Source organism: Pseudomonas sp. PGPR40 (genome assembly GCF_022014505.1).
GTDB lineage: Bacteria > Pseudomonadota > Gammaproteobacteria > Pseudomonadales > Pseudomonadaceae > Aquipseudomonas.
This window is the reverse complement of sequence record NZ_JAKLSP010000018.1, coordinates 63334-81060: the sequence shown is the minus strand read 5'-3', so window position 1 is coordinate 81060 and position 17727 is coordinate 63334. Positions and strand designations below refer to the sequence as shown.

Annotated in this window: 14 protein-coding genes; 8 read left to right on the top strand and 6 right to left on the bottom strand. The window is 56.7% G+C overall.

Annotated features, from left to right (window positions below):
• Window positions 1–2: 2 nt before the first annotated feature.
• Both MEB48_RS16710 and MEB48_RS16705 read left to right on the top strand, forming a co-directional pair.
• Window positions 3–2693, top strand: a complete 2691-nt coding sequence (locus MEB48_RS16710) for an RHS repeat-associated core domain-containing protein (RefSeq protein ID WP_237885185.1) — start codon at window positions 3–5, stop codon at window positions 2691–2693.
• Entirely contained in the window at window positions 2677–3213 is a 537-nt protein-coding gene (locus tag MEB48_RS16705) for a hypothetical protein (protein ID WP_237885184.1), read from the top strand. The genes MEB48_RS16710 and MEB48_RS16705 overlap by 17 nt, the downstream gene beginning before the upstream one ends.
• A gap of 51 nt (window positions 3214–3264) precedes the next feature.
• On the opposite strand, the gene MEB48_RS16700 is transcribed toward MEB48_RS16705, so the two are convergent.
• Window positions 3265–6144 carry an EAL domain-containing protein gene (locus MEB48_RS16700; protein ID WP_237885183.1) on the bottom strand — a complete coding sequence of 960 codons (2880 nt, stop codon included), beginning with the start codon at window positions 6142–6144 and terminating at the stop codon, window positions 3265–3267.
• A gap of 258 nt (window positions 6145–6402) precedes the next feature.
• Here MEB48_RS16700 and uvrD point away from each other — a divergent pair, with 258 nt between their 5' ends.
• The 3 genes from uvrD to MEB48_RS16685 all read left to right on the top strand — a co-directional run bounded on the left by uvrD (window position 6403) and on the right by MEB48_RS16685 (window position 10298).
• A complete protein-coding gene (gene uvrD, locus MEB48_RS16695; protein WP_237885182.1) occupies window positions 6403–8586 on the top strand; it encodes a DNA helicase II in 2184 nt (727 codons plus the stop codon).
• A gap of 292 nt (window positions 8587–8878) precedes the next feature.
• Complete coding sequence (locus MEB48_RS16690; protein WP_237885181.1) at window positions 8879–9754, top strand: Tim44 domain-containing protein; 876 nt, start codon at window positions 8879–8881, stop codon at window positions 9752–9754.
• 136 nt (window positions 9755–9890) lie between these two features.
• Window positions 9891–10298, top strand: a complete 408-nt coding sequence (locus tag MEB48_RS16685) for an SMI1/KNR4 family protein (RefSeq protein ID WP_008073570.1) — start codon at window positions 9891–9893, stop codon at window positions 10296–10298.
• Between the two features lie 19 nt (window positions 10299–10317).
• Here MEB48_RS16685 and MEB48_RS16680 read toward each other — a convergent pair whose 3' ends face one another.
• A complete protein-coding gene (locus tag MEB48_RS16680; RefSeq protein WP_237885180.1) occupies window positions 10318–12081 on the bottom strand; it encodes a cation:proton antiporter in 1764 nt (587 codons plus the stop codon).
• A 197-nt stretch (window positions 12082–12278) separates the two neighbouring features.
• Between MEB48_RS16680 and MEB48_RS16675 the strand changes: the two genes are divergently transcribed.
• Entirely contained in the window at window positions 12279–12761 is a 483-nt protein-coding gene (locus MEB48_RS16675; RefSeq protein ID WP_007896533.1) for an acyl-CoA thioesterase, read from the top strand.
• A gap of 148 nt (window positions 12762–12909) precedes the next feature.
• On the opposite strand, the gene pdxY is transcribed toward MEB48_RS16675, so the two are convergent.
• The gene (gene pdxY / locus MEB48_RS16670; RefSeq protein ID WP_237885179.1) at window positions 12910–13782 is read right to left on the bottom strand and encodes a pyridoxal kinase PdxY; all 873 of its coding nucleotides are present in this window, start codon (window positions 13780–13782) and stop codon (window positions 12910–12912) included.
• 121 nt (window positions 13783–13903) lie between these two features.
• Here pdxY and MEB48_RS16665 point away from each other — a divergent pair, with 121 nt between their 5' ends.
• Window positions 13904–14317 (top strand): DUF3301 domain-containing protein, encoded by a 414-nt coding sequence (locus MEB48_RS16665; RefSeq protein ID WP_237885178.1) that lies wholly within the window; start codon window positions 13904–13906, stop codon window positions 14315–14317.
• A 149-nt stretch (window positions 14318–14466) separates the two neighbouring features.
• Here the strand turns inward: MEB48_RS16665 and MEB48_RS16660 are convergent, their stop codons facing one another.
• Window positions 14467–15438, bottom strand: a complete 972-nt coding sequence (locus tag MEB48_RS16660) for a CobW family GTP-binding protein (RefSeq protein ID WP_237885177.1) — start codon at window positions 15436–15438, stop codon at window positions 14467–14469.
• A 27-nt stretch (window positions 15439–15465) separates the two neighbouring features.
• On the opposite strand from MEB48_RS16660, the gene MEB48_RS16655 reads away from it, so the two are divergent.
• A complete protein-coding gene (locus MEB48_RS16655; RefSeq protein ID WP_237885176.1) occupies window positions 15466–15822 on the top strand; it encodes an NADH:ubiquinone oxidoreductase in 357 nt (118 codons plus the stop codon).
• Window positions 15823–15826: 4 nt separating this feature from the next.
• Here the strand turns inward: MEB48_RS16655 and MEB48_RS16650 are convergent, their stop codons facing one another.
• Both MEB48_RS16650 and zigA read right to left on the bottom strand, forming a co-directional pair.
• Window positions 15827–16477: a DUF1826 domain-containing protein gene (locus MEB48_RS16650; RefSeq protein ID WP_237885175.1), complete on the bottom strand. Its 651-nt coding sequence runs from the start codon at window positions 16475–16477 to the stop codon at window positions 15827–15829.
• On the bottom strand, window positions 16477–17685 hold the full coding sequence (gene zigA, locus MEB48_RS16645; RefSeq protein ID WP_237885174.1) for a zinc metallochaperone GTPase ZigA: 1209 nt from the start codon (window positions 17683–17685) through the stop codon (window positions 16477–16479). Before zigA ends, MEB48_RS16650 begins: the two co-directional genes overlap by 1 nt.
• Between the last annotated feature and the right edge of the window lie 42 nt (window positions 17686–17727).

Genomic DNA, 17727 nt, shown 5'->3' with positions numbered 1-17727 from the left:
ACATGAATACACTGTTATTAAGAGTAAGCCTTCTGGCGCTTGCAATCGGCGGCACTCTCATCACCGTCCCACTCTGGCAAGCCCCAGAGCGCGGATGGTCATTCACATACAATGCCACTGGCTTGCTCGAATCTTCGGATGGGCCAAGAACCGATGTGAGCGATATCACCCGCTACGAATATGACTCAAATAGCAACCTGATGCGCGTTACTAACGCACTTGGGCATATCACTGAGATGTCAAACTACGATTACACAGGGAATTCGCAGACAATTGTTGATCCCAATGGGGTGGTAACTTCACTGAGTTATATGCCTCAAGGTTGGTTATCATCTGTCAGCGTAGGTAACAGCACAACACAATTCGATTACAATGCTACCGGGGACATAACCAGACTGACCCAAGGCGATGGTAGCTGGCTTGCTTACAGTTGGGACGACGCAAGACGATTAATCCGAATTACGAATAACCTAATGGAGCAAGTTGAATTTGAATTCGACCCAATGGGTAACCAAACAGTAGTACGCTTGAAGGACAATGCAGGAAAGCTAACGAAACAGCATCGATGGGTGTATGACGAACTGGGGCGGTTACTTGATTCGATAGGAGCTAGTGGCCAAACGAATCATCTGCAATACGACCTTAATGACAATCCCATTACTACCGTCACCCCTCGCGATACTAGCTATAGCAGCGCCTACGATCCGCTCAATCGTTTGATAAAGAGCACCGATCCATTAAACAGCACTTCTCAGTATGAGTACGACGCTCAGGACAACCTCACCCACGTCCGCGACGCACGCGGCGTGAGCACCTATTATCACTTCGATGGCTTGGGTAACCTGACTCAGCTAGACAGTCCCGATAGCGGCACCAGCAAATACAAATATGACGCAGCCGGCAATATCATAGAAAAAACGGATGCTCGAGGGGTCGTCACATCCTATGTATACGATGCTCTGAATCGATTGCTTAGTCGTCGCTATCCGGCAAACCCAAAGCTTGATGTTCGTTTCCACTACGACTCGATTACCAGCGGCAACAAAGGTATCGGCCGACTGACAGCAGTGGAAGACATAAATGGTGTACTGAATTACACCTACGATGCGCAAGGCAACCGTACAGCCCAACTGCATATACTGAGAACGAATGAAGCAACCCAGCTGGAAAAACTTGGTTTTGGATACGATCGAGCAAATCGACTCAATCGGATCGATTACCCGACCGGGGTCAGCATCCACTACCTACGCAACTCCGCTGGTCAGGTCAGTCACGTGCAAATCCGGCGTGGCGCTGATGAGCCGACCACCTTCGTGCGCGACCTTGCTTATCTACCCTTCGGCCCGCTCAAAAGCCTGACCTGGAACAATGGGGCCACTCTTCAACGGATATACGACCTGGACTATCGGTTGACCGCACAAACCGTCGCCGGCAGGAGCAACACTTATGCCTACGATGCCACCGGAAACATCACCAAAATACAAAGCAGCTCACTCGGTGATCTGAACTACAGCTATGACGCGCTCGATCGCCTGACAGAAGAAGCAAATGCCAGGCGACAGCAAACCTTTACTTATGACGCGGTTGGTAACCGCACCAACAAAACACTTACTCCTCTGGTCGAAGGCAAGGTGCAAGACAGTACAGTCACGACCTACCAGTATGGCGCCAGTAACAATCGATTGATCCAAATAGACGACCAATTGGTGACCACTGATGCGGCCGGCAACCTGATCAAAGACCGCGCCAATCGCCAATTCTCATACGACGAGCAAAATCGCCTGAGCAGCGTGAAGATTGACGGGATGATCCGGGGTCAGTTTCGCTACAACGCTCTGGGTCAGCGCACCCAGAAAATCACTCCACAAGGCGTTACTACATTTCTCTACGGACCTGATGGTCAACTGTTGGGCGAAACGATGTTCAATAGCGAAGGCAAGAAGCTCACGAGCCAATACTATGTCTGGCTTGATGGTTTGCCGTTGGGCGGTATGAGTATTAACTATGACACGGCAGGTGCACTGACTAATAGCACGCCGTTCTACATTCATAGCGACCATCTCAACGCACCCCGCATCGTAACGAACGCCAATCAGGAAATTGTATGGGAATGGAAATCTGACACTTTTGGCTTGGAGAAAGCCAGTGGTTCTTTGACTCTAAATCTCCGTTTCCCCGGCCAGTACTACGATGCTGAAACTGGGTTGCACTACAATTACTTCAGAAATTATGACCCGGAGACAGGACGCTATTTGGAGAGCGACCCCATTGGGCTAAAGGGCGGAATGAATACATATGGGTATGTGAACGGCAATCCGTTGAAATACGTTGATCCATTTGGGTTGGAATCTGTGTTTGAATGGTCATCCAAAGCCGAAGCCATAGCGAATGAAAGCCCACTACCGGGACAGAGTAACGGACCTCAAGACGCCTACAGGCATTGCATTGCCTCATGCATGATTGCTGCGTCAAATTGGGGAGAAACGATTAGTAAACTTGCCGGTTGGGCGAATGAAGTATCAAACGTTGGGCAGAGCCGGAGTGAGAGAGCTATGGATGACTGGAACAACCAAGCAGGTTTATGTGCAGCCAAGGACAGCGAATCTCCTGAGGCATGCCCCGAAAGCTGCATGAACCTTCTTAATAATGGTGCATTAGCAACAGAGGCGACGTCTCATGGGTCATACTATTAAAACAAAAGCATCAGCCATAAAATATTTCACCTTTGCATTCTTAATATTGGTGGTTTTGACGATTTTCTATGTTAAATACCATAATCCAGTAAACATAGAAAAGACTTGCAAAAGCGCCCACCCTCTATTAGTGAATAATTTCCGCAGCTGTAGCCTTGTCGAAGACGTGCTAAGCACCCTTAAAGAAAATGGCTACAAACCAGTTATATTAGAGAGTTCTAAATATCTCGGCGGCATATTCAGAGAGGAGTTCAATACCGATATTTTCGAAATAACCAATTACCAAATACAGGGCGAAAAAAATACTGGCACTACCCGATTCAAATTCATCAACGGCCGCTTAGTTTCGATAATGCATTTTCCAAAAGAATCAGATTTTTTATTTGAATTATACCCACAGAGCAAATCTGAAGATGTTAGCGTAAAACACCTTTCTGATTTTCAGGGTAAAAAATATATGATCTGGTCAAACAACCATCTTGAAGATTACATATCCTGGTGGATAAGACGATTCTCCTAACGCGCTAGCAACCGGAATTTTCCCAGCTAAGTCATCACGTTTATTGATGACTTAGCGGAGGACACCAGTATCTTGCTCAAGTAGAAGGTTACCCAAACCATCGGAGTCAATCGGTCGACTGATCAGATAGCCCTGTACCTCATCGCAACCTTCAGCCTTCAAAAACGCCAGTTGCTCGGACCGTTCAACACCTTCTGCGACGACTTTCAGCGCCAACCCGTGCGCCATGGCAATGATCGCCCGGGTGATCGCCGCATCCTCACTGCTCTCCCCCAGACCACGGATAAACGCCTGATCGATCTTCACGTAATCCACCGGAATCCGTTTGAGATAACTCAGAGACGAATAACCAGTGCCGAAATCATCGATCGCCAGCTTTACCCCAAGATCACGCAACTGCTGGAAGGTCGAAATGATGTGCTCGACGCTATCCAACAGCTGGCTCTCGGTGAGCTCAAGTTCCAGGTAATGCGGCGCCAGGCCGGTTTCCTCCAGCACCTGACGCACCAGGCTGACCAGTTTTCCCTGACGCAGTTGATGCACCGAAAGATTGACCGACACGCGAATCGGCTCCAGTCCCTGACGCTGCCACTCACACGCTTGCCAACAGGCCTGGCGCAAAACGAATTCGCCGATAGCGCCGATCAGCCCGGTTTCCTCGGCCAGACCGATGAAATCCCCCGGCGGTACGTGGCCCAAGGTCGGGTGACTCCAGCGTACCAACGCCTCGGCGGCATTCAGCCGACCGGTGGCGAGGCAGAGTTTCGGTTGATAAAACACGTTCAACTGCTTTTCTTCGATGGCTTTGCGCAACTGGTTCTCGAGCTGCAAACGCTCGAGCGTGCTGGCTTGCAGGCTGTGTGTATAGAACTGGAAGTTGTTGCCGCCCAAGTGTTTGGCATGCTGCATGGCCATGTTCGACTGGCTGACCAACGCGGAAGTCTCCCGTGCGGTGTCTGGCAACAGGCTGATGCCCATCGACACGCTCACCACCAATTCATGACCCTCGACGGTGATTGGCAATCGCAGCTTGGTCGACAAACGGGTCGCCACGCGCGCCAGGCTCGACAGATTGCCGTAGGCATCGAACAGCACCGCAAATTCATCGCCGGACAAACGGGCAATGGTGTCCGCTTCCGGTAGCGCATTGACTAGCCGTCGAGCCATTTTCTGTAATAGCTGGTCGGCAATTTCGTGACCGAGGCTGTCGTTGAGGAGCTTGAAACGGTCCAGATTGATGTGCAGCAACGCCAGACTGCGACGCCCGCCCTGGTGCACCCGCTGATGAGCCTCTTGCAGCCGTTCGCGAAACAACGCACGGTTGGCCAAGCCCGTGAGCTCATCATAATGAGCGAGGTAACGCATACGTTCTTCGGATTCACGCCTGGCGGACAGATCGGCGAAGAAGCCGACAATATGACTTACATTTCCCCGCTTATCGCGTACGGCATTCAGTTGCAGCCATTGCGGATACAACTCACCATTCTTACGGGTTTCGACCAGTTCGCCCTGCCAGGTGCCCTGCTGTTCCAGCGCCTGACGAATCGTTGCGTAATGCCGGCGGGCATCGCGACTGCAGGGCAACTCGACCACGTTGCGCCCGAGCATGTCTTCGATGTCGTAACCGGTCACTCGACTGAAGGCCTGATTGATGGCAATCAATGCGTAATTCGGGTCCAGAATCACAATGCCTTCGCTGGCGGCCTCGAACACCGTCGCCGCCAGTTGTCGCTGGTCTTCCAGGCCCTTGCTGGCACTGATATCGCGGCGGGTACCAACCATGCGGATCACCCGTCCCTTTTCGCCGCGCTCAACCGCTCGGCCACGGTCCTCGATCCAGACCCAATGGCCATCGCCATGCCGTACCCGATACTCGATTTGATAATCCTCGCTGCGGCCCTTCAAGTGCTCGACCAGCGCCCGCTTCAGCGATGGCAAGTCGTCGGGGTGCAGACGCGGTTTGAGGTGGCTGAGCATCGCCGTCACGAATTCCGGCTCCAGGCCAAATAGCTCTTGAAGGTGAGTGTGATGGACTTCGTCTGTCTGCAGGTTCCAATCCCACAATCCCAGTTCACTCGCCTTCAACGCCAGCGCCAGCCGCGCTTCGCTCTTGCTCAAGGCCTGGTTGGCAGCGTCCAGCTCCAGACTGCGTTGGGCGACTCGATTTTCGAGGTCGACCTGAGTTTCGCGCAATTCGTCTTCGGCGCGTCGGCGCTGGTCGATTTCCTTACCCAGTTCGTGATTGAGCTGATCGCTACGACTTTGCGCCTGCTGCAAGTGCTCGATCAGCGCCTGATTTTGAAAGCGCCGCAGCAACCCTTGATCGATCAGCCGATTGACCTGCCAGGCGACGACGCTCAACGAACCCAGCAAAATCAGCCCGAACCAGCCCCAACCCTGCTCTTGTTCATCGCCACCCCAGAACAGATAGCCGATGGCCGGCAACAGACAGGGCAAGGTAAACGACAGAAAAGCCGGCAGGCTGACGGCATAAGCGACGCTGGCCGAGAGGGCTGCGGCGCCGATCAGGCCGAACACCCAGGCTTGTTGCATGAAATTGTCAGCGGGCACCAACGCGATGCCGGCACCGGCCAGGGTCAGGCCAGTCATGGCAGAGCCGAGCATGAACATGCGACGCCAGACCGGGTGGGCCTGACGGTGAGGAATCGCCGAATCGAAAGCCGCGACCTGAATCACTCGCAACGCCACTAGCGACAATAACCAGATCAGCCAGACGCTGACCATGAAGTAACGCTGAGGGCTCCAGAGCAGTCCGGCGCAGACCAGACCGTTGATCAGCATGAACAGCGTAGGCAACAGCGAGCCCTGGTACAGCAGACGTGTGCGTTCGACCGCCATTTCCATGGCGTACTGTTTGCGGATAACCCGGGGCTCCACGGAGGGGCCCGACAGGTCGGAGCTGAGGGTCATAGGCAATGTTCTTATTCTTATTAATGAGCATGCGAGCCCGAATTGTGGACGGAGCATACACAAGCAAATGCCCGGACCAAACAGTCCAAGGTCATAAAATAGACGAAAGTTTGAGCCGCCCGCCCCGGTACAAAAGTGGCCAGACGAGTCCCGCCAACGCTTGCAGCCAGTGACCGACCAGTCGTCATCGATGCTTCTTTCATCGGCTAATGCAAAGCTCGGTTTGCCCGGGGTGACGGCGCACCCTAGAATGCCCCGATGCGCGATGATCTCTCCCTTCTGCTGAACTCCCTCAACGATGCCCAACGTCAGGCCGTAGCTGCCTCCGTGGGTCGTCAGTTGGTCCTGGCCGGTGCTGGCTCCGGTAAAACCCGAGTGCTGGTGCACCGTATCGCCTGGTTGATCCAGGTCGAAAACGCCTCGCCCCACTCCATTCTGTCGGTGACCTTCACCAACAAGGCTGCTGCCGAGATGCGTCATCGCATCGAGCAGCTGATGGGTATTAACCCGGCCGGCATGTGGGTCGGCACCTTCCACGGCCTGGCGCACCGCTTGCTGCGGGCGCACTGGCAGGAAGCCGGCCTGAGCCAGACCTTCCAGATTCTCGACAGCGACGACCAGCAACGGCTGGTAAAGCGGGTGATCCGCGAGCTGGGCCTGGACGAGCAACGCTGGCCGGTCCGGCAGGCCCAGTGGTTCATCAACGGGCAGAAAGACGAAGGTCTGCGTCCGCAACATATTCAAGCCAGTGGCGATCTGTTCCTGGCGACTATGCGCAGCATTTATGAAGCCTATGAGGCTGCTTGCCTGCGCGCCGGCGTCATCGACTTCTCTGAATTGCTGCTGCGCGCCCTGGATCTGTGGCGCGATCATCCGGGCTTGCTTGCCCATTATCAGAAGCGCTTCCGGCATATTCTGGTGGACGAGTTCCAAGACACCAACGCCGTGCAGTACGCCTGGTTGCGTCTGCTGGCCAAGGGTGGCGACAGCCTGATGGTGGTCGGTGACGACGACCAGTCGATCTACGGCTGGCGCGGCGCGAAAATCGAGAACATCTATCAGTATTCCGACGATTTCCCGGATGCCGAGATCATTCGTCTGGAGCAAAACTACCGCTCCACGGCCGGGATCCTCAAAGCTGCCAACGCGCTGATCGCCAACAATACCGGGCGCATGGGCAAAGAGCTGTGGACCGATGGCGGCGAAGGCGAAGCGATCAATTTGTACGCCGCCTTCAATGAACACGATGAAGCACGTTACGTGGTTGAAACCATTGAAAGCGCGTTGAAAACCGGCTTGGCTCGTAGCGATATCGCGATTTTGTACCGCTCCAACGCCCAGTCGCGCGTTTTGGAAGAAGCCTTGCTACGCGAGCGCATCCCGTACCGCATTTATGGCGGTCAGCGCTTCTTCGAACGGGCAGAAATCAAGAACGCCATGGCGTACCTGCGTTTGCTGGAAGGCCGTGGCAATGATGCAGCCCTGGAGCGGGTGATCAACGTTCCGGCCCGCGGCATCGGCGAAAAAACCGTCGAAGCGATCCGCGATCATGCGCGACACAGCGATGTTTCGATGTGGGAAGCCATGCGTCAGCTGGTGGCCAACAAAGGCCTGACCGGTCGCGCTGCTGGCGCCCTTGGGGCGTTTATGGAGCTGATAGAGAACCTCGCTGCCAAATGCATGGATATGCCACTGCACCTGATGACCCAGACTGTCATCGAGCAGTCGGGGCTGATCGCCTATCACCAAGCGGAAAAGGGCGAGAAAGGCCAGGCCCGGGTAGAAAACCTTGAGGAACTGGTCAGCGCCGCGCGTAACTTCGAAAACCCGGAAGAGGATGAAGAGCAGTCGCCATTGGCGGCGTTCCTCGGTCATGCCTCGCTGGAGGCCGGAGATACCCAGGCCGACGAACACGAAGACAGCATTCAGTTGATGACCCTGCACAGCGCCAAGGGCCTGGAATTCCCTTACGTGTTTCTGGTGGGCATGGAAGAAGGCCTGTTTCCGCACAAGATGAGCCTGGAAGAACCCGGCCGTCTTGAAGAGGAACGCCGCCTGGCCTATGTCGGTATCACCCGGGCGATGCAGAATCTGGTGCTGACCTATGCTGAAACCCGACGTCTGTACGGCAGCGAGACCTACAACAAGGTGTCGCGTTTCGTACGTGAAGTGCCGAAAGGCCTGATCCAGGAAGTGCGGCTGTCCAACAGCGTTAGCCGTCCGTTCGGCGGTGGCCAGCAGCAAAGTTCCAGCAGCCTGTTCGGCGGCAGCGCGATCCCGGACACCGGGTTCAGCCTCGGCCAGACCGTGCGGCATTCGGTGTTCGGCGACGGTGTGATCCTGAATTTCGAAGGCGCCGGTGCTCAGGCGCGGGTGCAGGTGAACTTCAGCGAAGGCAGCAAGTGGTTGATGCTGGGTTATGCCAAGCTGGAAGCGATCTAAGGACAACCGAGAGCCTTTTGTGGGAGCGGGCTTGCTCGCGAAGAACGATAATGCGGTGTTTCTGATACACCGCGGTGCCGCCTTCGCGAGCAAGCCCGCTCCCACAGGTTGATGTCCTGACTCCTACAGAACTTATCCACTCGTCCTACAGCCAAAGTTAACAGGACCTATTGCGCTGATTGAAGCTGAACACAATCTGTCAGGCAAAAGCCCGAAACACTCTGCCGCTAGCCAGTAACACTTCAGCTGTGCAACATGGCGCGCGTGCCTTCCACAAATGGGAATTCCCTTTATGAAACGTTTTCTTAGCATCGCCATGGCGTTGTGTATTGGCCTGACGATGAGCCTCGACGCCAATGCCGCCAAGCGCTTTGGTGGCGGCAAGAGCTCCGGCGCTGCGCCGACTCACCAGACCAGCCAAATGGCTCCTTCTTCTGCTGCAGGCGGCGCTGCCGCCACTGCGGGCGCGGCCGGTGCTGCTGGCGCCGCGACCAAGGCCAGCGGTGCTTCGCGTTGGCTCGGCCCTCTGGCCGGTATCGCTGCCGGTGGCCTGCTGGCTTCCATGTTCATGGGCGACGGCTTCCAGGGCATGCAGATCTTCGACATCCTGATCATGGCGGTCATCGCCTTCCTGGTCTTCCGTTTCATCGCCGCCCGTCGTCGCAAGCAGCAGGAGCACATGGCGCCGGCAGGCCATGCGCCGATGCAACGTGAAGTGTTCGAGAACAAGCCTGCGAGCGGTTCGGTCTTCGGCGGTTCGGCTGCACCTGCTGCCGCTCGTCCGGTGATCAACGCGCCAGCCTGGTTCAATGAAAACAACTTCATTGAAGCGGCCCGCAACCACTTCCAGTCCCTGCAGCAGCATTGGGACGCCAACGAAATGGACAAGATCGCCGAGTTCGTAACTCCGCAACTGCTGGAGTTCCTCAAGCGCGAACGTGCCGATCTGGGCGACGGCTTCCAGTCGACCTACATCGATAACCTCCAGGTACAACTGGACGGCGTCGATGACCGTGCGGACAAGACCATCGCCACCCTGACCTTCAGCGGCGTGTCGAAGAACTCGCGCTTCGATCAGGGCGAAGTGTTCAGCGAAAGCTGGAACATGGAACGGGCACAGGGCGAAAACCAGCCTTGGCTGGTAGCGGGGATCCGCCAGAACGGCTGATCACTTCCTGCGTTTCACCTGTTGTAATAAAACCCCGGCCCCGGCCGGGGTTTTCTATTTCGCGGTTGCATCTATAGCGAGCTACTGTATAAACCGCCCCAACTAAACCGCGCCATCAAGCAAGAGGATCCCGGACGTGGAAGAAATCATCGAACAACTGCGTGAAGCCAACGAACCGGTACCGGTCCCCTTGGAGTTGCCTGATGAAGATCAGATTGTGGAAATCGAAGAGCAACTGTTCATCGACATCCCGTTCGTCTTCAGAGAATTTTTGCTGACCGTCAGCGACGTGGTCTACGGCAGCCTGGAGCCGGTGACCGTCACCGACCCGCAGTCCCACACCTACCTCCCAGACGTTGCCGCCAACGCTTGGGATGCTGGCGTCGATCGCAGCATGATTCCGATCTGCCAGGACGGTGACAATTACTATCTGGTCGAAGAAGACGGCACCGTGGTGCTGTGGTTGGCCGAAGAAGAATTGCTCGCCGAAGAAACCTGGGAATCGGTATGGCACTGGGCGCGGGACGTCTGGCTGGAAAGCTGATCCGCCGGACCGGCTGAGGTCAATGCCCGGACGAATCGTTATGGTTGTCCAGCGTTTCCAGCAAGGCCACCTGCATCCGCGTATGCACGCGGATGAACCAACGCCAGAGCAGTGCCGCCACGGCGGCCGCGACCACGACAATCAGCACCAGTAACTTGCTGGTCGGCAGAATACTGGCCGACAAGGCTGCCAATAGCAGGAAGATCACCAACAGCGAGAGGATCGGAATCACTTCGGCGATCACCCGACGCACTCGCTGTGTGTGACGACCGGCCATCTCCGGCGTCACCCCAATCTCCGCCAGCAGCATCGACAGCGCCTTGAGCTTGCGATAGGCGGCGATCAGAAACGGCAGTGACAACAGCAACGCCCCACCCCAGATCAATGCTTTCTGCCAGCTCGGGTCGCTGATCCAGTCTTGCAGGTAAACCGACATGTGCTCGGCGAAGAACGCACCTGAGAAAAAGATCGCAATCACCAACGCCAGATTCACTCCTACCTGCAACAGAATCCGCCGGATCATCGACGCCAATAGCGCGCCCTCGCCCTGAGGCTGGATGCTGCGCAGCCATTCGCCATACATCCCCAATACACGGCTTAGACGCTGCGGCATCACTGCAGCAAGCTTGATCGACAGCGGATCGGCGGCGCGAATCAGATACGGAGTCAACAGCGTGGTGATCACCGAAACAGCCACCGCCACCGGATAGAGAAAGTTGCTGGTGACCTGCAGCGTCATACCCAACGCGGCGATGATGAAAGAGAATTCGCCAATCTGTGAGAGCCCCATCCCCACGCGCAGTGAGGTGCGTCCGTCATTGCCGGCGATAAAGGCACCGAGGCCGCAGGACACCATCTTTCCCAGCACCACGGCCACGGTAATTACCGCGATCGGCCAGGCGTATTGCAGCAGGATCATCGGGTCGAGCATCAGGCCGATGGCGACGAAGAAAATGGCACTGAACAAGTCGCGAACCGGCTCGATCAATTGCTCGATTTTCAGCAGTTGTCGCGATTCGGCCATGATCGCACCAATCAGAAACGCGCCGAGGACCATGCTGTATTCAAGTTTGACCACCAGCAGACAGAAGCCGAAACACAAGCCCAGCACGGTGATCAGCAGCATCTCATTGCTTTCGAATTTGGCCACATAGGCCAGCAGTCGCGGCACCAGCAGAATGCCAATAACCAGTGCGACAATCATGAACAGTGAAAGCTTGCCGACCGTGGAAAACACTTCGCCGGAACTGACGGTGCCGCTGACTGCGATGCTCGACAGCAACGCGATGATGCCAATGCCGAGGATGTCTTCGACGATCAACACGCCGAAGATCAGCTGCGCAAATCGCTCGTTCTTCATCTTCAGGTCATTGAGCGCCTTAACGATGATGGTGGTCGAGGAAATCGCCAGGATCGCGCCGAGGAACAGCGAATCCATGGTGTTCCAGTCGAACCAGCGACCGATTTCATAGCCGATCCAGATCATCAGGACGATTTCCAGGAAGGCCGCGATGAACGCCGTGGCGCCAACCTTGAACAGCTTGCGCAGGCTGAATTCCAGGCCCAGGCAGAACATCAGGAAAATCACCCCGAGTTCGGCGAGGGTTTTGATGGTTGCTTCATCGTGGATCAGGCTGAACGGTGGCGTGTGCGGGCCGATGATGAAGCCGGCGACAATGTAGCCGAGCACTACCGGTTGTTTGAGACGATGAAAGAGCACGGTCACCACACCCGCGATCAACATGATCACTGCCAGGTCCTGAATGAAACTGATGGCATGCATGTGTGTGGCTCCTTGGGGCGGGCTTTTGAAGGGTAACACCGCGACTTCCGGCGAGAAGAGGGTGCAATATATGGAAACAGATCGATTCGGGCGTGACGGCCGTCCCCCGCCCGGCGTCCCGATAACTGTTGGTTTGAAAAACCAAGCACCCACCAGAGGTGCACCCCGAAATTCTGCCTTGAACCCGTGAGTACGTTATGGAACCCGGAAACGCCCAGCTGTCGATGACGGTATTGATGACCCCCGACATGGCCAACTTCTCAGGCAATGTCCACGGCGGCACCCTGCTCAAATACCTCGATGAAGTGGCCTACGCCTGCGCCAGCCGCTATGCCGGCCGCTATGTGGTGACCCTGTCGGTGGATCAGGTGATTTTCCGCGAGCCGATTCACGTCGGCGAACTGGTGACCTTTCTGGCCTCGGTCAACTACACCGGCAACACCTCGATGGAGGTGGGCATCAAAGTCGTGACCGAGAACATCCGCGAGCGCTCGGTGCGCCACACCAACAGCTGCTTCTTCACCATGGTCGCGGTGGATGACCAGCGCAAACCGGCCGCAGTCCCGCCGCTGCAACCGCAGAACAGTGAAGACAAGCGCCGGTACATGCAGGCCCAGCAGCGTCGGCAGATTCGTCAGGAACTGGAAAAGCGTTATCAGGACATCAAGGGCGATGCCTGAGGTGTTCAGTCAGTTTGACGGCGTTCATTAGATTGTCTTCGCGAGCAAGCCCGCTCCCACAATAGATTTTCAGCGCACACAGTTTTCGTGTACGACAGAGAACCAATGTGGGAGCGGGCTTGCTCGCGAATGGGGGTCGACGCGAAGCTCAGAGGCTGATCGCTGTAGCCTCGAACCGCACCCGCGGATGGGCAATCCGGTCCTGCGCCCGCACCAGTTCCAGCTCATAGCTGGCGCAGGCCTGGGTCTCCAATAGCACTTCATGCACCGCCGCCGCGGTGAATTCGAAGGCGGCCACCCAGCTATCACCCAGCAGCACACGCGCCAAGAACAACCCGGCAGTCAGATCGCCAACGCCCACCGGCTGACGCGGAAATGCCAGCAGCGGCCGACGCAAGTGCCAACTGCCTTCAGCGGTCACCAGCAACATCTCGAAGCCATCCGCCAGTTTGCCGGGATAGTCCAGATGCTTGACCAGCACCGCCTTCGGGCCGCGCGCCAGCAGCGCCCGCGCCATGGCCAGGCAATCGAACAATGACTGCGCCTTGCGTCCCGAGAAGCTGTTCAGCTCCAACTGGTTCGGGCACATGAAGTCGGCCATCGCTGCGGCCTCTTCCAACAGAAAATCGCTAACCTCCGCCGGTACGCTGCAGCCCTTCTCCGGATGACCCATCACCGGGTCGCAGAGGTATAACGCTTTAGGATTGATCGATTTGATTCGCTCCACGCCCGCGAGAATCGCCCGGCCCTGGGCTGCGCTGCCGAGGTAGCCGGACAACACCGCATCGCAATTGCCCAGTTCGCCAATCGCGGCGATTCCTTCGACCAATTCAGGAATCTGATGCGGGGGCAGCACTTCCCCGGTCCACTGGCCATATTGCGTGTGGTTGGAGAACTGCACGGTATTGAGCGGCCACACGTTCACCCCGACCCGCTGCATCGGGAAAACCGCGGCGCTGTTGCCGGCGTGGCCGAACACCACGTGGGACTGGATGGCGAGCACATGGGGCGTACGTTTCATGCGGTGAGTTTTCCGTCAAACGATTGAAATTCAAGCCGCGCAGTATGCGACCAAACGCAGCCTGTACGACAGACCGGCGACACAGTTAAGCTGGCACTATCTTGTTGGAGCACCCCTGTTAATGCTGACCCTCGGAAATATCTTCGTGCTGATGCTGCTCGCCACTGGTGGCGCGTGGTTGTGGCACAACCACGGCTTGCGTGAACGCGCGCTGGAGCGGGTCATGCAGCATTGCGCCAAGCTGCGGATCGAGCTGCTGGACGGCAACGTAGCCTTGAAGAAGATCGCCTTCATTAAAGACGCCAATGGCCGTCGGCGCCTGGCCCGTGTGTATAACTTCGAATTCACCGTGACCGGCGAAACCCGCCATATCGGCACCATCACCCAGTTCGGCGCCCATAGCGCACAGATCGAACTTGCGCCTTACCCGATGCCGTTCGACGACACACCACCGGTGGTCGATGTTACGAAGCCCAGAGCGGAGGTGATTGAATTGAGTCAGTGGCGGCAAGAACACACGAAGTGGCGTCCTTGAAGGTAGTTGTCGTCAGTCAAATCCATTCGCGAGCAAGCCCGCTCCCACATTGATCTGTTGTGCTGCACAACTTGTGTGCACACCACAGCCTCCCTGTGGGAGCGGGCTTGCTCGCGAAGAGGCCTTCACAGACTGCGCAAAAAAATCAGCTAGTTCGCTTGAACCCTGCATGTCGCCAAACTTTCCTGCAGCACTTCAACAGACTGCGGCTCACTGAAAATCAACTCAATACGCGAATCCCGACGCCATTCGCTGGGCTGCCAATCCAGTATTGAGTTATCCACTGCATTGGCCGACATCCAACTCTCGACGCTGTGGATAACCAGTTTCGCCCGCCGCCATTCAAGGCGCTCAAGCCATTTCCCGATCAGTACGGCATCGAATATCTGACTCGGATGCCAACGCCATCCAACGCTCCAACCGCCCTCCTGCGCCTGACTCAAACAAATCGGCAGCGTCGGATCGGTCCAAATGGCCGGCATCTGCGCCAATCCCTTGGGCATGACAAAGTTATCCACACCCGCGACAGCGTGAGCCCCCAACCCCGGTAACTCGCTCAACGGCAAGACCGCTTGCTGCGTCCAGTACAAAGAACGCTCCGGCAACTGTGCAGCGATTCGCTGGCGATCACTGTCGTCGAGGCCTTCTGCCTTGTTCAGCAACAGCAACCCGGCACTGTCCAAGGCTTGCTGTTGCGCCTCAGGCAGCAATTTTCCGGCCGCGAGCGCCAGGGCATCCAGCACCAGCACGGACGGCTGCACCGCCAGGACGCCTTGCCACGGAGCCTCACTCAATTGCCTGAGCAACTGCTCCGGATGCCCCAGCCCCGAGGGTTCAATGAACAGTCGATCCGGTCGTGACTTGCGCAGCAACCGCCCGAGGCCGATCTGAAACGGTGCACCATTGACGCAACACAAACAGCCCCCGGCCACTTCCCCCAGTGCGATACCATCGGCGTCCTGGGTCAACAGCGCGGCATCCAGCCCGATCTGGCCGAACTCGTTGATCAACACCGCCCAGCGCTCACCCTCGGGCCGTTGCGCCAACAGGTGCTTGATCAGGCTGGTCTTGCCGGCACCCAACGGGCCGGCAATGACGTGGGTGGGAATGTTCTGCAACATGGTCGAGGTTTTCTGAGGAGGTAAAGAATGCGGTTGATGGGATGGTCGTTGCTTCTGGCGCTCACATCGGGCGAAGCGCTGGCCCAGGCCTGCGTGGTGCACAGCACGGCTGAGCGGCTCGACGTGAAAGTTTGCCAGCAAAACCGCAGCATCCCGGAAAAACTGTTCGCCGATGGTTTCTGCCAGCCGAATCTGCCCGGGCAGAAAGTCGAGGTGCAGTACGTCGACCAATGCCCCTCCGGCGCGTTCGGGGTATGCAGCAACGCTCAAGTCGCCAATATGCCTTACCGGCAGGATATTCACTATTACGGCGTGGCCACCGATGCGGCATATTTGAAGCCATTTTGCGAAGACCAGAGCCAGGGAACCTGGCTCAAGCCTTGAGCCGCTAACTCAGCCAGTCCAGGGTCAGAATCAAACGACGCTCGCCCGGTGCCGGCTGCGGCGAGCGGTGGATCAAACCGAAGCCTTCGTTGCCGTGCCACTTCTCCCCTTTTAACAACGCCACTTCGCCGCTGGTTATTTGCTGGATCCGCGAATCGTCCTGCGGTTCGGCCTCAGGTTTGCCTAATTGCCGACGATCCATCGCCCCTTCTTTCAGCCATTGGCTGCCAATACCCGCGTAGGTGGTAATCAACCGCACCGGCACATGATCGACATGGAAACGCGGGCACATGGCTGTGTCCAGAACCCGCAGGCGCAGGCCAATACGCTGGGCGCCCAATAGGCAGGCGAAAGCGCTGACCAGCCAGGAAACATCGGCAATAAAGCCTTCGTAACCTTCCAGGTCGCTGAAGCCTGAGGCTAAACCGTGGAGATTGGGTTCGGCGTCATCGCTGGGCATTTCCAGGGACAGCGACTCGGCCAGCGGCTCGTTCAGGGACAACAATAAGCGACCGAAATCGGCAATGTGCGTCGGGAGTTGGCGTTGCCACAGGGCGAGGTTTACGTCGTCGTCCAGAATCCCGGTCAGCGCTTTTGGCGTATCACCTTGAACCTGACGAATGACCGATCGCAGCTTCAGACTGGGCGCCAACATCAGGCGGCCGCCTCTTCGTGCCAAGGACCGAACGGATCGGGCAGTAGCTGCCAGCCCTCGACACCCAAGGCCATCTCAGCATCCGTCAGCAGGCAGTTATCGAGTTCGACGGCGAGTTGCGCGAAGTCGATGTTTTGGCCGATAAACACTAGTTCCTGGCGGCAATCACCGGTGGCGGTCGTCCAGTTTTCCATGATCCCGGCGGTGCTTTCTTCGTCTTGCGGCCATTGGTTTTTCGGAACGAAACGCCACCAGCGCCCGGCAAAACCATGGCGCATCAAGCCGCCGGCCTGGGACCAGCTACCAGCGTCCCTGTGTTTGCTGGCCAACCAGAAAAAACCTTTGGAACGCAGTAATTTGCCGTTCACCCACGGACGGTCGATAAAACTGAAGAAGCGTTGTGGATGAAACGGTCGCCGTGCCCGATATGCTGTGGAGGCGATCCCGTATTCCTCGGTTTCGGGCACGTGTTCACCGCGCAATTCCTGCAACCATCCCGGCGCCTGAGCGGCTTTTTCGAAGTCGAAGCGTCCGGTGTTGAGAATCTTCTTGAGCGGCACTTCGCCCATGACCATCGGAATGATTTCGGCCTGGGAATTGAGCCGTTCAAGGATTGCGATCAACTCCTGGCGTTCGCGGCTGCTGATCAAATCGATCTTGCTGATCAGGATCACGTCGGCGAATTCGATCTGCTCGATCAACAGGTCGGTGATCGAACGTTCGTCTTCCTCTCCCAGGGTTTCGCCACGGGAAGCAAGGCTTTCGGCGGCCTGATAATCGAGCAGGAAGTTCATGCCGTCGACCACGGTGACCATGGTGTCGAGCCGCGCTATGTCGGCCAGGCTCTGCCCTTCTTCATCGCGGAAAGTGAAAGTTTCCGCGACGGGTAGCGGCTCGGAAATGCCCGTGGACTCGATCAACAGGTAGTCGAAACGACCGTCCTTGGCGAGTTTGCTGACTTCTTCGAACAAGTCTTCGCGCAAGGTGCAGCAAATGCAGCCATTACTCATTTCCACGAGTTTTTCTTCGGCACGATTCAGGCTGACATCGCGCTGAACTTCGCTGCCATCGATATTGATCTCGCTCATGTCGTTGACGATCACAGCGACCCGCAAATTATCTCTATTACGTAATACGTAATTAAGAAGTGTACTTTTTCCGGCGCCGAGAAAGCCCGACAGGACGGTCACGGGGAGACGATTGGGCATCAGGTATTCCTCATCGGGTATGGCCGGTCAAATCGCTCGTTG